This is a genomic window from Janthinobacterium sp. GW822-FHT07H10 (genome assembly GCF_058798675.1).
In genome coordinates, this window is record NZ_JBXAKS010000007.1 from 167,525 (window position 1) to 181,330 (window position 13,806).

General features: G+C 62.6%; 14 protein-coding genes. 3 read left to right on the forward strand and 11 right to left on the reverse strand.

Going from position 1 to position 13,806, the window contains the following annotated elements; translation table 11 throughout:
* Positions 1-33 precede the first annotated feature (33 nt).
* From fabF to AC1RDJ_RS17425, 8 genes are all read right to left on the reverse strand, one after another.
* The gene (gene fabF, locus AC1RDJ_RS17390) at positions 34-1,284 is read right to left on the reverse strand and encodes a beta-ketoacyl-ACP synthase II (protein ID WP_071322906.1); all 1,251 of its coding nucleotides are present in this window, start codon (positions 1,282-1,284) and stop codon (positions 34-36) included.
* Positions 1,285-1,313: 29 nt separating this feature from the next.
* Entirely contained in the window at positions 1,314-1,553 is a 240-nt protein-coding gene (gene acpP, locus AC1RDJ_RS17395) for an acyl carrier protein (RefSeq protein ID WP_008449912.1), read from the reverse strand.
* A 178-nt stretch (positions 1,554-1,731) separates the two neighbouring features.
* On the reverse strand, positions 1,732-2,475 hold the full coding sequence (gene fabG, locus AC1RDJ_RS17400; protein ID WP_166448064.1) for a 3-oxoacyl-ACP reductase FabG: 744 nt from the start codon (positions 2,473-2,475) through the stop codon (positions 1,732-1,734).
* Between the two features lie 49 nt (positions 2,476-2,524).
* Positions 2,525-3,466, reverse strand: a complete 942-nt coding sequence (gene fabD, locus AC1RDJ_RS17405; protein ID WP_071322905.1) for an ACP S-malonyltransferase — start codon at positions 3,464-3,466, stop codon at positions 2,525-2,527.
* 32 nt (positions 3,467-3,498) lie between these two features.
* Positions 3,499-4,497 (reverse strand): beta-ketoacyl-ACP synthase III, encoded by a 999-nt coding sequence (locus AC1RDJ_RS17410; RefSeq protein ID WP_289885871.1) that lies wholly within the window; start codon positions 4,495-4,497, stop codon positions 3,499-3,501.
* 15 nt (positions 4,498-4,512) lie between these two features.
* Positions 4,513-5,580: a phosphate acyltransferase PlsX gene (plsX, locus tag AC1RDJ_RS17415; RefSeq protein ID WP_071322903.1), complete on the reverse strand. Its 1,068-nt coding sequence runs from the start codon at positions 5,578-5,580 to the stop codon at positions 4,513-4,515.
* Positions 5,581-5,789: 209 nt separating this feature from the next.
* Entirely contained in the window at positions 5,790-5,972 is a 183-nt protein-coding gene (gene rpmF, locus AC1RDJ_RS17420; protein ID WP_034749653.1) for a 50S ribosomal protein L32, read from the reverse strand.
* Positions 5,973-6,284: 312 nt separating this feature from the next.
* Entirely contained in the window at positions 6,285-6,782 is a 498-nt protein-coding gene (locus AC1RDJ_RS17425; RefSeq protein ID WP_071322902.1) for a YceD family protein, read from the reverse strand.
* 211 nt (positions 6,783-6,993) lie between these two features.
* On the opposite strand from AC1RDJ_RS17425, the gene AC1RDJ_RS17430 reads away from it, so the two are divergent.
* Together AC1RDJ_RS17430 and AC1RDJ_RS17435 are read left to right on the forward strand one after the other, a co-directional pair.
* Positions 6,994-7,602, forward strand: coding sequence for a Maf-like protein (locus AC1RDJ_RS17430; protein ID WP_493028318.1), 609 nt, complete (start codon positions 6,994-6,996; stop codon positions 7,600-7,602).
* A gap of 18 nt (positions 7,603-7,620) precedes the next feature.
* Positions 7,621-8,373 (forward strand): SAM-dependent methyltransferase, encoded by a 753-nt coding sequence (locus tag AC1RDJ_RS17435; RefSeq protein ID WP_493028248.1) that lies wholly within the window; start codon positions 7,621-7,623, stop codon positions 8,371-8,373.
* 9 nt (positions 8,374-8,382) lie between these two features.
* Here the strand turns inward: AC1RDJ_RS17435 and AC1RDJ_RS17440 are convergent, their stop codons facing one another.
* Both AC1RDJ_RS17440 and AC1RDJ_RS17445 read right to left on the reverse strand, forming a co-directional pair.
* Positions 8,383-9,663 (reverse strand): EAL and HDOD domain-containing protein, encoded by a 1,281-nt coding sequence (locus AC1RDJ_RS17440; RefSeq protein WP_493028249.1) that lies wholly within the window; start codon positions 9,661-9,663, stop codon positions 8,383-8,385.
* Between the two features lie 242 nt (positions 9,664-9,905).
* Entirely contained in the window at positions 9,906-10,823 is a 918-nt protein-coding gene (locus AC1RDJ_RS17445; RefSeq protein WP_071322899.1) for a 23S rRNA (adenine(2030)-N(6))-methyltransferase RlmJ, read from the reverse strand.
* A gap of 272 nt (positions 10,824-11,095) precedes the next feature.
* Between AC1RDJ_RS17445 and AC1RDJ_RS17450 the strand changes: the two genes are divergently transcribed.
* Positions 11,096-11,524, forward strand: a complete 429-nt coding sequence (locus tag AC1RDJ_RS17450) for a thioredoxin family protein (protein WP_071322898.1) — start codon at positions 11,096-11,098, stop codon at positions 11,522-11,524.
* A gap of 6 nt (positions 11,525-11,530) precedes the next feature.
* Here the strand turns inward: AC1RDJ_RS17450 and AC1RDJ_RS17455 are convergent, their stop codons facing one another.
* Positions 11,531-13,804, reverse strand: a complete 2,274-nt coding sequence (locus AC1RDJ_RS17455) for a xanthine dehydrogenase family protein molybdopterin-binding subunit (protein ID WP_493028250.1) — start codon at positions 13,802-13,804, stop codon at positions 11,531-11,533.
* Positions 13,805-13,806 lie beyond the last annotated feature (2 nt).

Sequence of the window (13,806 nt, forward strand, 5' to 3'; positions counted from 1 at the left end):
GTTTGACCGCAGTGAGCGCTTGAAAGTTCCTGCTTATTTCGCTTTACCGAAAATCAGCGTGCCATTCGTACCGCCGAAGCCGAACGAATTTTTCACTGCATAATCGATCTTCATTTCACGCGCCGTGTTGGCACAGAAATCGAGATCGCAAGCCGGATCCTGGTTGAAGATGTTGATGGTCGGTGGCGACACCTGATGGTGTACTGCCAGGACCGTAAACACCGCTTCCAGACCGCCCGCGCCGCCCAGCAAATGGCCCGTCATCGACTTTGTCGAGTTGACGACCAGATTCTTGGCATGCTCGCCGAAGGTGCGTTTGATGCCCATCACTTCCGCCACGTCGCCTTGCGGGGTCGACGTGCCGTGCGCGTTCAGGTACTGAATCTGATCCGGGTTCAAGCCTGCGTTGTTGAGGGCCGCGATCACCGATTTGCTGCCGCCGCTGCCATCTTCCAGCGGCGAGGTCATGTGATAAGCATCTGCGCTCATCCCGAAACCATGCACTTCGGCATAGATCTTGGCACCACGGGCCACCGCGTGCTCGTACTCTTCCAGCACCATGACGCCAGCGCCCTCGCCCAGCACGAAGCCGTCGCGGTCGGTATCCCACGGACGCGATGCCGTTGCCGGATCGTCGTTGCGGGTCGACAAGGCACGCGCCGAGGCGAAACCGCCCAGGCCCAGCGGCGACACGGTCGACTCGGCACCGCCGGCGATCATGACGTCGGCATCGCCGTACTCGATCATGCGCGCTGCCGCGCCGATGCTGTGCAAACCGGTGGTACACGCCGTAACGATCGCCAGGTTCGGGCCCTTCAGACCATATTTGATCGAAAGGTTGCCAGAGATCATGTTAATGATCGAGGCAGGCACGAAAAATGGCGAGATACGGCGCGGACCGCGCTTTTCGTACTCGGATTTGGTTTCCTCGATCAGCGGCAAGCCACCGATACCGGAACCGATGATGACGCCGATACGCTCGGCGTTTTCCTCGGTCACTTCCAGACCGGAGTCCTGGATCGCCTGGATGCCCGCAGCCATGCCGTAATGGATAAAGGTATCCATGTGGCGGGCTTCCTTACCGGAGATGTAATCTTCGATATTGAAGCCTTTGACTTCACCGGCAAAATGCGTGGTGAATGGCTGTGCATCAAACTTGGTAATCGTGGCAATGCCGGATTTACCTTCAATGATTGCGCCCCACGCCTCGGCAATAGTATTGCCGACAGGTGAAACGCAGCCCAGGCCGGTGACAACAACACGACGGTTTTTAGAACGGCTCAAGCGATTCTCCTGAAGTCGGTCAGACAGGCTTAGGCCTTGACGTGTGCGGTGGCGTAGTCGATCGCCTGTTGCACGGTGGTGATTTTTTCAGCTTGTTCGTCAGGGATTTCCATTTCGAATTCGTCTTCCAGGGCCATGACCAGTTCCACGGTGTCCAGGGAATCGGCGCCGAGATCGTCGACGAAGGAGGATTCGATTTTGATGTCTGCTTCTGCAACGCCCAGTTGCTCAGCGACGATTTTCTTAACGCGTTGTTCGATATCCGACATGTTATGGCTCCAAAGTGTGTGTTACGGAAAGTGCGCGCATTTTATCAGGTTTGCGCGTCCGAATACTAATTTCGGTGTCTGCGGCTAATTCGACCGAAGCTGCTGCTAAAAGATGCGATTATAGACAAAAACGACCGTTGAATCATGCCACAAACAGCCGCCCCGCCTTGCTTTCGCATCAATTCATATACATTCCGCCATTCACGTGCAGGGTCGTGCCCGTGATATAGGCCGCTTGCGGCGAGGCCAGGAAGGCCACGGCGGCCGCCACATCTTCCGGCTTGCCCAGGCGTGACAGCGGAATTTGCGTCAGCAGCGCCGCGTGCTGCTCTTCGCTCAGCGCCTTGGTCATGTCGGTATCGATGAAGCCCGGGGCGATGCAATTCACGGTAATGTTGCGGCTGCCGATTTCGCGCGCCAGCGCGCGGCTCATGCCTTCCACGCCAGCCTTGGCCGCCGCGTAATTCATCTGCCCCGGATTGCCCGACGAGGCCACCACCGACGTGATGTTAATGATACGCCCAGTTTTGGCTTTCATCATGCCGCGCAGGACCGCGCGCGACAGGCGGCCAACGGCCGACAGGTTGGTGGAAATGACGCTGTCCCACTCTTCATCCTTCATGCGCATGGCCAGCTGGTCTTGCGTGATGCCCGCATTGTTGACGAGGATCGACAGGCTGCCATAGGTTTTCTGCACTTCGTCGACGACGGCGGCACAGCGCGCCGCATCCGTCACGTTCAGGACCAGGCCCTTGCCCGTCACGCCTTCGGCGGCCAGGTAATCGGTGATGGCCTGTGCGCCGCTTTCCGAGGTGGCGGTGCCGATGACGGTGGCGCCCTGCTTGCCCAGTTCGGTGGCGATGGCGCGGCCGATGCCGCGCGAGGCGCCCGTGACCAGCACGACTTGATTTGCTAAATTCATGAGTATCCTTAAAAGCAAGCGCGGCAGGCAGGCTGCCGCGATCTATTGTTTACTTGAGCTGCGTCAAAATGCGTTCCAGCGACGCCTGGTCGACGATCGCATCGCCCACCAGCACCGGATCGATGCGCTTGGCCAGGCCCATCAGGACCTTGCCCGGACCGCACTCGATCACTTGCGTGATGCCGTCAAGCGCGACTTTTTGCATGGTTTCCACCCAGCGCACGGGGCTGGCGGCCTGGCGCACAAGCGCCTCCTTGATGCCGGCCGGGTCATTGACGATGGCCACGTCGACGTTGTTGATCAGGGCGATTTGCGGCGCCGAGAACGTCAGGCCGGCCATGTATTCGCGCAAACGGTCCGACGCCGGCTTCAGCAGCGACGAGTGGAACGGCGCCGAAACGGGCAGCTTCATGGCGCGCTTGGCGCCCTTGGCCTTGGCCAGTTCGCAGGCGCGCTCGACAGCGGCCGTATGGCCGGCGATGACGACTTGCGCTGGCGCATTGAAATTGACAGGCTCGACCACCAGGGCCGGGTTTTCCGCCGCCGCTTCCGCGCAGGCGGCGCGCACGTCGTCGTCCGACAGGCCCAGCACGACAGCCATCGTGCCCTGGCCGACCGGCACGGCTTCCTGCATCGCCTGCGCGCGGAAGCGCACCAGCGGCACGGCATCCTTGAACGCGATGACGCCGGCGGCGACCAGCGCCGAGTATTCACCCAGGCTATGGCCGGCAACGACGGTCGGCACGGCGCCGCCCGCCGCCAGCCAGGCGCGGTAGACGGCCACGGCGGCCGTCAGCATCACGGGCTGGGTATTCGTCGTCAGGTCCAGCTCTTCCTTCGGACCTTCGGCAATCAGCTTGCCCAGGTCGAATTGCAGCGCGTCCGACGCTTCGGCCACGGTCTGGGCCACGACCGGATTGCCGGCGAAACCGTCGAGCATCGCGATCGCTTGCGAGCCTTGGCCTGGGAAAACAAATGCAAATTGTGTCATGTCGACTCCGTTTTTTTAATAGTGTTGCGGTATTACATGCGCGCCAGCACGGCGCCCCAGGTAAAGCCGCCGCCCACGCCTTCCATCATGACGTTGTCGCCCTTCTTCACGCGGCCATCGCGCACGGCGATGTCGAGCGCCAGCGGGATCGAGGCGGCCGAGGTATTGCCATGCTGGTCGACCGTGACGACCATCTTTTCCAGCGGCAAGCCGAGTTTCTTGGCCGTGCTGTTCATGATGCGGATGTTCGCCTGGTGCGGGATCAGCCAGTCGATCTGGTCCGAAGTCATGTTGGCGTGCGCCAGCGCTTCGTGCGCGACTTTTTCCAGCACGGAGACGGCCAGCTTGAACACGGCCGGGCCATCCATGTACAGGAAGGCGCTGCCGGCCAGCGCGCCGCCGGCCAGGCTGCCCGGCACGCTGAGGATGTCCGAGTGGCGGCCGTCCGCGTGCAGCTTGGTGGCGAGGATGCCCGGCTCGGCCGAGGCCGTCATGACGATGGCGCCGGCGCCGTCGCCGAACAGCACGCAGGTGCCGCGGTCGTCGAAATTGAGGATGCGCGAAAACACCTCGGCGCCGATCACCAGCACATTCTTGTGCATGCCTGACTGGATGAAGCTGTCAGCCGTGGCGACCGCATACACGAAGCCGCTGCAGACGGCTTGCACGTCGACGGCGGCGCAGTTGTTGGTGATGCCCAGCTTGTTTTGCACGATGCAGGCGGTGCTGGGGAAGCTGCCGAAGAAATCGGGAGTCGAGCTGGCGACGATGATCAGGTCCAGGTCGTTGCCGTTCAGGCCAGCCATTTCCAGGGCCTTTTTGGCCGCTTCCACGCCCAGGTCCGAGGAATTTTGCGACGGCGCCGCGTAATGGCGCGCCGAGATGCCGCTGCGCGACACGATCCACTCATCCGATGTCTCGATGCCCTTGGCGGCGAGCTGTTCGGTCAAATCCTGGTTGGTGACGCGCTTCTCCGGCAGGTAGCTGCCGGTACCGATAATTTTGCTGTAGATTTTGCTAAAAACAGTCATGCAAGTACCCGTCCACTAAATGGTAGAGCTTGTTGATGTAGGTTCGTCCGGTACTGGCGTGCGCGGCATCAGCTCGGCAATCATGCTGGCCAGATGCGCTTGCACGTCATTTTTTGCCGCATCAAAGGCGCGGCGCAAGGCCCATTCGAACGAATAGGCATCGGCGCTGCCGTGGCTCTTGAAGACGAGGCCACGCAAGCCCAGCAGGCTGGCGCCGTTGTAACGCGAAGGATTCAGGCGGTTACCGATGGCTTTCAGGGCGCCGCGGGCGATCAGCGCGCCCAGCATGGTAATCGGATTGCGCTTGAATTCGGACGTCAGCACGTCTTTCATGAAGCGTGCCAGGCCTTCGATGGCTTTCAAGGTGACATTGCCGACGAAGCCGTCGCAGACGACGATGTCGGTGGTGCCCTTGAAGATATCGTTGCCTTCCACGTTGCCGTAGAAGTTCAGCGCGCCACGCTCGTGGTCAGCCTGCAGCAGCTTGGAAGTGAGTTTCACCACTTCATTGCCCTTGATATCTTCCGTGCCCACGTTCAGCAAGCCGATCGTGGGACGGGCGATGCCTTCCATGGCGGACACGAGCACGGAACCCATGATGGCGAACTGGTGCAAGTGATGCGGCTCGCAATCGACGTTGGCGCCCAGGTCCAGCATGTAGGTGGGACCATTCTTTTGATTCGGCAAGATGCTGCAGATGGCCGGGCGGTCGACGCCCGACATGGTTTTCAATACATAGCGCGACACGGCCATCAGGGCTGCCGTATTACCGGCGGAGACGGAGGCTTGCGCCACGCCGCTCTTGACCTGTTCGATGGCCACGCGCATGGAGGAATCCTTCTTGCGGCGCAGGGCCACTTCGAGCGGGTCGTCCATGGTAACTTGTTCGGAGGCATGCAGTACCGACAGGCGCGGATGCGTGTCGGCTTTATGTTTTTTCAGTTCGGCACGGATCACGTCTTCCAATCCAACAAGGATCAGTTCGGCTTCAGGCTCATGTTTTACGAAGGAAATTGCTGCGGGGATAGTGACTGAGGGACCGTGATCTCCGCCCATGCAGTCGATAGAAATTTTGATTGTCATTTGTGTTGATTCAGTACCGCTGCGGGCGTGCGGCAAGATGTGAATCGGACTGGAGCATATGCAGGGCGCAGCATATCATGCATAGACCTGGGCAGCTTGATTCAAAATGACGGTGTGCAAGATGAATTGCAGCCGATAAAAAAGAAGAAGCGGCGCCACGCCGAATAACCACGCAACACCGCTTTCATCTTACCCAACAAAAACGTCGATTACTCGTCGTTTTTGGTCTTCAGCACTTTACGGCCACGATAGAAGCCGTTAGGGCTGATATGGTGACGCATGTGGGTTTCGCCGGTAACTGGCTCGACGCTCAATTGCGGCGCGACCAGGAAGTCGTGCGAACGGTGCATGCCGCGCTTGGAAGGGGTTTTCTTGTTCTGTTGAACTGCCATGATGACTCCTAATACATAAGTTCTAAAATTTTAGCACAATCGATTAGCAAATACATGCGAATCGAGTATCCCAGCGGCAAAGACTACCCGAAAACAGTCCGTACCGACATCGTTTATTACAATTACATTTCACTACACTTGCCATACTCGATTACTACACGCGTTTGACACGTTCTTTACTGGAAGCATAAAAACCTACTGCGCTTCCCGCTCTCGCCTCGGCGTTGCTCAGCATACCTTCGTACGCCTGCGCCACTCAAGACGATATCGGGCCGCTCGCTACGGTTTTTAAGGCTTCCTTTCCTGCACTACTTATTCTGGCTTCAAGTCTTTCAGTGCCGCGAACGGCGACTTCTTTTCAGTCTTGAGAGCATCGAGCTGCGCCGTATCGGGGCAGACGTCATGTTTGGGTACCTGCGGCAGGGCCAGCAAGGCTTCATCTTCGATCAGGGCCGTGGCATCCATGGTGCGGCTGCCAACAATCACGTCGATCGTTTCATCGTTGATGATTTCTTCGATCTCGTCCGCGTGCTCGTCATCCTTGCCCAGCATCAGAACAGTCGAAGAATCTATCGTATATGCATACGGGGTCAGGCAGCGCTGGCAAACCAGCTGAACGGTGCCGTTGACCGACAAGGTCAGTTGTGGGTAGCCCAGCTTGCTGGTGCCGCCGACGACCTTCCAGGCGATCTCGCCGGAAGCATCTGCACAATCCTTGGTCAACCGGGTCATTTCAGCGACAGGAGTTACACCCTCGCGGCTCCCGCTGATACGACAAAAATCAAAGGCGTCGATCACAAAAGCATTCATTGGTAGAAAATTTCCCCGGAAAACCTGCGATAATAACAGGGTTTTGAGCGCCGAGTCAAAGGCTAAGCATCTTTTTTGATGCATTTATCAACACCGCCATGCCGCCTGGAGCCTCATTGACGAGCTCCGTGCCCGGGATTCCGCTGGAATCGCCATGGCCCATATCACGACACCTACTATCGCGGCCATGCCGGCCGCCATCCGCTACCGAATGATACCAACTTCCGCCCCATCGCGCTTGATTCTTGCATCGAGCTCCACCTACCGCAAGGAATTGCTGAGCCGCCTGCGCCTGCCTTTCGAGGTGGCCGTGCCCGATCTCGATGAAAGCCCCCTGCCCGGCGAAAGCCCCAGCGCCACGGCCCTCCGCCTGGCGCAGGCCAAGGCGCAAGCCGTCCTCGACCGCTTCCCCGGCAGCCTCGTCATCGGCTCCGACCAGGTCGCCACGCTGGACGGCGCGCAAATCGGCAAGCCGGGCAACCATGACCACGCCCTGCTGCAGCTGCAAGCCATGCGCGGGCGCCAGACCGTGTTCCACACGGCCCTGTGCCTGCTCGACGGCCGCCACACGCCCGCCGTGGCGCAGGTGGAAGACATCCAGACCCGCGTCACCGTGCGCGACCTGCCCGATGCCGAACTGGACGCCTACCTGCGCCTCGAGCAACCGTACGACTGCGCCGGCAGCGCCAAGAACGAGGGACTGGGCATCGCCATCCTCGAGCGCATCGACAGCACCGACCCCACCGCCCTCACCGGCTTGCCGCTGATCGCCCTGACGGGCATGCTGCGCCGCGCCGGCGTGGCGTTCTTCACCCTTTAATACATCGACAACAAGAATATGACCGGCACCCTGTACCTGATCCCCAACCACCTCGGCCTGTCCGACAACAGTCAGGCCGATGCGCTGGCCCACATCATTCCAAGCCAGGTGCGCCAGATCACCTCGCAGCTTGATTATTTCGTCGCGGAAAACGCCAAGACGGCGCGCGCCTTCCTGAAACTGATCGGCATCGAGCATCCGCTGGCCAGGCCGCTGCAGGAAATCACCATTTCCGAGCTCAACGTGAATACCCCGGCGCAGGCGCTGGCCGGCTTGCTGGCGCCGCTGCTGGCGGGGCGCGACGCGGGCCTCGTGTCGGAAGCGGGCGTGCCGGCCGTGGCCGATCCCGGCGCCGACCTGGTGCGCCTGGCGCACCAGCACGGCATCAAGGTGCGCCCGCTGGTGGGGCCGTCGTCGATCCTGCTGGCCGTGATGGCCAGCGGCCTGAATGGCCAGAGCTTTGCCTTCAATGGCTACCTGCCCACCGACGCCGCCCTGCGCGCCAAGCGCATCAAGGAGCTGGAAAGCCGTTCGCGCCATGAAAAGCAAACCCAGCTGTTTATCGAGACGCCGTACCGCAACGCCGCCATGCTCGAGGCGCTGGTGGCCCAATGCGCGCCATCGACGCTGATCTGCGTCGCCACCGACCTGAGCCTGGACACGGAAAGCGTGCAAACGTGGAATGGCGGACAGTGGAAGAAACAATTGGCGGCAGGCAAGACACCGGACTTCCACAAGAAGCCGACCGTTTTCCTGCTGCTGGGCCAGTAAGCGCGCGCGTCAATGGGTGGCGTGCGACAGCCCCTGCACATAGCCGTTGACCCATTCGTAGGCCTCGAGCTGGATCGCGCGCAGCTCGGCATCGGATAGCCGCAGCTGCGCCAGCATAGCATGCGTGGCGGGACCGTCGTCCGCCTGCTCGAGCCGCTCCACAAGCGCCAGCATCTGGCCCAGTTCGCCATGGCGCAGCAGCAGCGCGTCACCGACCTTGTCACTGACGCGCACGCTGCTGACGACTTCGCTCATCCGCATGGAAAACAGCGCGTCCATCAGCGACATGATGCCGACCGTAAAGCCGATATCGGCCTCGTGCTGCTGGCCCGGGCGCAGCCTTTCCACCATCAGCTCGAGCAGCTTGCCGCGCGTGGTGGCCAGCTGCAACAGCGGCGACGTGCCTTGCGCGCCCGCACCCGGCTTGACATACAACAAGATCTGCAGCCAGCGCCGCAGCTGGCGTCGCCCCAGCACCAGCAGGGCCTGCCCCAGCGTTTCCACGCGCGCGCCGGCGCCGATGGCGGGTGTATTGACCAAGCGCAAGAGGTTCAGGCCCAGCATCGCGTCATGCTTGATCCGGCGCTCGATCTCGCGGTTGTCGGCCTCGCCCTGGATCAACTCGAGCAAATGCAGGATGGCCAGCTCGGAGACCGACATTTTCTTGCCACTGAGGATGATCGGCCGCGCAAAGTAATAGCCCTGGAAAAAATCAAAGCCCAGCGCCAGGCATTGCTCGAACTGGGCCGGCGTCTCCACCTTTCCCGCAAGCAACTTCTTGCGCGAGACGGCCAGCGTCTGCGCCAGGCCCGGCAACGCTTCCGCGGTCAGCAGGGAAATATCGACCTTGATGACGTCGATCAAGGGCAGCAAGGGCTGCACTTCCGGCGTGTCGCAAGCCGCATTGTCGAGGGCAAAACGAAAACCTTCCTGGCGCAGCGCGCTGATGCGCGCCAGCAAGGCCGGCGTGGCGCGCACCGTGCTGAGGATTTCCAGCACCACGCGGTGGTGCGGCAGGAAACGGATGAAGTCGCTCATCAACGCCACCGCATCGACGCCGATGAAGGCCAGCTGCAAGCCCACCACCTGCTCCATGCCCACATCGGATGCGTGGGCGATCACGCTGGCCGTGGCGGCCACGGCGTCGCCGTCGGCTGCGGCCTGCTGCTGCGCCGTACCACGCAGCAATAGCTCATAGGCGACCAGGCGCTGCTCGCGGTTCAGGATGGGCTGGCGGACCAGGAAAAAATCGTGCTGCGGAGAAACAGGGGATAGCGGCGACATATTCATACGAATAAGCACATTCAAGGAGACAGCGGTGCCGCACTGGGGCCGCGGCGGGCCTGGCGCCGGGTAAATCCGGCACCTGGCAAGCAGTATAACGCCATCTCTTTTGGGGCCGTGTTTTGCAGCGTGCGCCGCTGGCGCCAGCGCCAGCGCCCCATGGGCGGGGTGCCGGCTGTGCCGCAGGAAAGGCGGCACGACCACCGCGCGGCAGGGCGCCGCGCCGATGGACAGGCAGGACGCGCGCTTTACACGCGGCGGGTGCCCGTGTTTTTCATGCCGCCCTTGCCCGTTTCCAGGACAAACTTGGCGCCATCGTCGCGGCCCAGCACCTTGACCAGGTAAGGCATGACTTCGCGCAACATCGGTTCGAGCGTGTACGGCGGGTTCAAAATGAACATGCCGCTGCTGTGCAGGCCAAAGCCATCGGGCGACGGCGTGTTCACCGTCAGGGTCACATGCAGCCAGTCCGAGCATGGCAATTGCTTGAGCTTGTCGGCGAACTGGCGCGATTCCATGCGCTGCAGCACCGGATACCAGACGGCGTAGATGCCCGACGGGAAGCGCACGAGGGCGTCGGCCAGGGTGTCCTTGACCTTGCGGTAATCCATCTTGTCTTCATACGGCGGGTCGATCAGTACCAGCGCGCGGCGCGATGGCGGCGGCAGCAGCGCCTTCAGGCTCTGGAAACCGTCGGCCTTGGTGATGATGACGCGCTTGCCGCGCACGGTAGGGCGCTCGCCCTGGGCCAGCGCATGCGCCTCGACCTTGCGGAAGTTGTCGGCTAGAATTTTCGCATCGGCAGGATGCAGTTCGAACAGGCGCAGACGGTCTTGCTCACGGCCGACCTTGTCGGCGCAGTACGGCGAACCTGGGTAGTAGCGCATCTTGCCGCTCGGATTCATTTCCTTGATCAGCTTCATGTACTCGGCCAGCGAGGCCGGCAAGTCCGTGCGGTCCCACAGCGGGGCGATGCCCGTTTCGTACTCGGCATTTTTCGAGGCATAGCCGCCGTCGAGCGCATACACGCCCGCGCCGGAGTGGGTATCGATATAACTATAGGCGGTATCTTTTTGATTCAGGTATTGCAACAACTGAATCTGCACATAATGCTTCAACACATCGGCGTGATTACCCGCGTGAAAGGCGTGGCGGTAACTCAACATAAGCTGGCTAATTCCATAATAAAATATAAACAAAGGCGGGGCTGCGCTGACACCGGGCAGGGCATTGAGAACAGACTGGAGGAGTCAGGCTGCGGGGCCAGGAACAGCATGGACCAGCGTAATCAGCGCGCAATTACCAGCATTATCCACTAGAAAGGTGTCTTGCATCAAAAAACGCCGATAAACAAGCTCATGCATTCCCGGGACTGGCGTGGCCGGGCGCGGTAGAATACGCGGATTCGCTCCCGCCCCACTAATTAACCAGACAAGCCATGCACAGCCTGACCCTCACTACCGATAACCGCGGCGACGTCGCGGCAGCCCTGGCCGGCCCGCGCTGGACCGTGGCCTGCCTGTGCGCGCTATGGTGCGGGACGTGCGGCACCTACCGCGCCACGTTCGAGGAACTGGCCGCGCGCCACCCGGACAAGGTCTTCGTCTGGATCGACATCGAAGACCAGGCCGACGTCGTAGGCGACCTCGACATCGAAAACTTCCCCACCCTGCTGATCCAGCACGAGGACAACGTGGCCTTCTTCGGCACCGTGCTGCCCGACGGCGGCCTGGCGCACCGCATGGTGCAGGCGCAGCAGGCGCTCAGCGCTACCGAGCTGGCGGCGCTGGCGGCCAGCACGCAGGAGCGGCGCGACTGGCAGCGCGACTGCAATCTGCGCACGCTGCTGGCCGCCACCCTGGCCTGACAGCCATCAAGCGAGGCGCAGCGGCAGGCTGCGCAGCCGTTTCCCCGTCAGGCTGAACACGGCGTTGGCCACGGCCGGCGCGATCGGCGGCGTGCCCGGCTCGCCCACGCCTTCGGGCGGCTCGGCGCTGGCGATGATGATGGTTTCCACTTCCGGGGTCTGGCCCATGCGCAGCACGGGATAATCGTGGAAATTGCTTTGCTGCACGGTCCCCGCCTTGAACGTGATCTCGCCGCCCAAGGCCGCCGACAGGCCGAACAGCACGGCCGATTCCATCTGCTGGGCGATGATGTTTGGATTGACGGCGATGCCGCAATCGATGGCGCAGACGACGCGCTGCACGCGGATGTCGCCATTTTCCACGGACACCTGCGCCACTTGCGCGACGATGCTGCCGAACGACTGGTGCAGGGCCACGCCATGCGCATGGCCCGGTGGCGGACTGCCCGCCCTCGCCACGGCGGCATCGAGCACGGCCAGGTGGCGCGGATGCCGGACCAGCATGGCGCGGCGGAAGGCGATGCCATCCTGCCCCGCCGCATGGGCCAGTTCGTCGATAAAACTTTCCTTGAAGAAGGCGTTGTGCGAGTGCCCGACCGAGCGCCAGTAGCCGATCGGCACGGGACTGTCGGCAATCACGTGGGCGATGCGCTGGTTGGCGATTTCATACGGCATGTCGAATTCGCCTTCGGCCGTGGTCTTGTCCGGCCCCGCGCCCGGCAAGCCGAAATTGCGCTGCAAGAACTGGTGCGTGATGGAGCCGCTGACGGATTTGTTGTCCCAGGACGCGATGCGGCCGTGCTCGTCAAGGCGGGCCGTAAAGCGCGCCAGCGCGGCGGGACGGTACATATCGTGCTGCGTATCCTGCTCGCGCGTCCACACCAGCTGCACGGGCGCGCCATCGCACTGCAGCGCGATGGCCACGGCTTGCGCCACCATGTCCACTTCCAGCCGGCGGCCGAAACCGCCGCCGAGCAGCAGCACCTCGATCGCCACATCGTTTGCGTCGACGCCGGCAACTTTCGCCGCCACGTCGACGGCGATGCCGGGCGCCTGCGTCGAGACCCACAAGGTCACCTTGCCATTTTTCACCTGGGCGGTGCAGTTGACGGGCTCCATGGCCGCGTGAGCGAGGAACGGCGCGCGGTATTCGGCGCTGACCTGGCGCATGGCCTGCACGGCCTTGCCCTCGACCTCGCCGCTGCTGTAATACGCAAAGCCCGCTTCACTATCGAGCAGGCGGCCAAAGTCGGCCAACACGCTTTCGCTGGACAAGCCCGCCTGCGGCCCGGCCGCCCAGCGCACGGGCAAGGCGGCGGCCGCCGTCTTCGCGCGCCAGTAGGTGTCGGCCACGACGGCCACGCAGGACACGCCACGCCGGCCCAGCGCCGCCGTCAAGTCCGCCACCTTCCTGACGCCGGGCAGCGCCAGCACGGGCGCCGCGTCGAACGATGCAAACGTATCGCCGAGGCGCGGCGGCAGCTGCAGGGCCGCATACAGCATGCCGGGCGGGCGCGCATCGATGCCGAAACGCGCGCTGCCATTGACTTTCGACGGCGTGTCGCGGCGCGGCGCGGGCTGGCCGATCAGCTTGAAATCCGCGGGCAGCTTCAAGGCGGGCGTGCCCGGATCGATGCTGGCGGCATGCCGCGCCAGGCTGGCGTAGCTGGCGCGCCGGCCATCCGGGTGCAGCACTTCGCCGTTCTCCGTGCGGCATTGCGCGGCCGGCACCTGCCATAGCGCCGCGGCAGCGCCAACTAGCATGGCGCGCGCCGCCGCGCCCGCCTCGCGCATGGGGCCCCAGCCATCCTTCACGCTCGACGAGCCGCCCGTGACGATCACGCCCAGTTCGCGCGCGGCCTTGGCCACCGTCCACTGCGCCAGCGCCTTCAGGCGCCCCCGGTCGTCCGGGTGAAACGGCAAGCCATCCGTGAGCATGGCGACATTGCCGAAGATTTTATCCATAGGCGCCTGGATCAGCCTGACGCTGGACAAGGGCACGTCGAGTTCCTCGGCCACCAGCATGGGCAGGGCCGTGTGCACGCCCTGCCCCATTTCGCTGCGCGGCATGGCCAGGATCACCGTGCCATCCGTCTGGATGGCCAGCCAGCCGTTCAGGGCCACGGCGCCATCCTGCACCGGCAGCGGCGCGCTGCCGTTCAGGCGCTGGCGCGGCGGCAGCACGCCCCAGCCCAGCACCAGGGCGCCGACGCCGGCCACGCCCAATCCCAGGCCGCCAAGCAGGAAACGGCGGCGCGACGTGGCTTTTTCTCTGCTCATGG

Coding starts and splice junctions, on each gene's coding strand:
- AC1RDJ_RS17425 (WP_071322902.1), bottom strand. CDS start 6,782: ATGAATGCTTTTGTGATCGACGCCTTTGATTTTTGTCGTATCAGCGGG.
- rpmF (WP_034749653.1), bottom strand. CDS start 5,972: ATGGCAGTTCAACAGAACAAGAAAACCCCTTCCAAGCGCGGCATGCAC.
- AC1RDJ_RS17450 (WP_071322898.1), top strand. CDS start 11,096: ATGCACAGCCTGACCCTCACTACCGATAACCGCGGCGACGTCGCGGCA.
- acpP (WP_008449912.1), bottom strand. CDS start 1,553: ATGTCGGATATCGAACAACGCGTTAAGAAAATCGTCGCTGAGCAACTG.
- AC1RDJ_RS17430 (WP_493028318.1), top strand. CDS start 6,994: ATGATACCAACTTCCGCCCCATCGCGCTTGATTCTTGCATCGAGCTCC.
- AC1RDJ_RS17440 (WP_493028249.1), bottom strand. CDS start 9,663: ATGAATATGTCGCCGCTATCCCCTGTTTCTCCGCAGCACGATTTTTTC.
- AC1RDJ_RS17435 (WP_493028248.1), top strand. CDS start 7,621: ATGACCGGCACCCTGTACCTGATCCCCAACCACCTCGGCCTGTCCGAC.
- plsX (WP_071322903.1), bottom strand. CDS start 5,580: ATGACAATCAAAATTTCTATCGACTGCATGGGCGGAGATCACGGTCCC.
- fabD (WP_071322905.1), bottom strand. CDS start 3,466: ATGACACAATTTGCATTTGTTTTCCCAGGCCAAGGCTCGCAAGCGATC.
- fabG (WP_166448064.1), bottom strand. CDS start 2,475: ATGAATTTAGCAAATCAAGTCGTGCTGGTCACGGGCGCCTCGCGCGGC.
- AC1RDJ_RS17455 (WP_493028250.1), bottom strand. CDS start 13,804: ATGAGCAGAGAAAAAGCCACGTCGCGCCGCCGTTTCCTGCTTGGCGGC.
- AC1RDJ_RS17445 (WP_071322899.1), bottom strand. CDS start 10,823: ATGTTGAGTTACCGCCACGCCTTTCACGCGGGTAATCACGCCGATGTG.
- AC1RDJ_RS17410 (WP_289885871.1), bottom strand. CDS start 4,497: ATGACTGTTTTTAGCAAAATCTACAGCAAAATTATCGGTACCGGCAGC.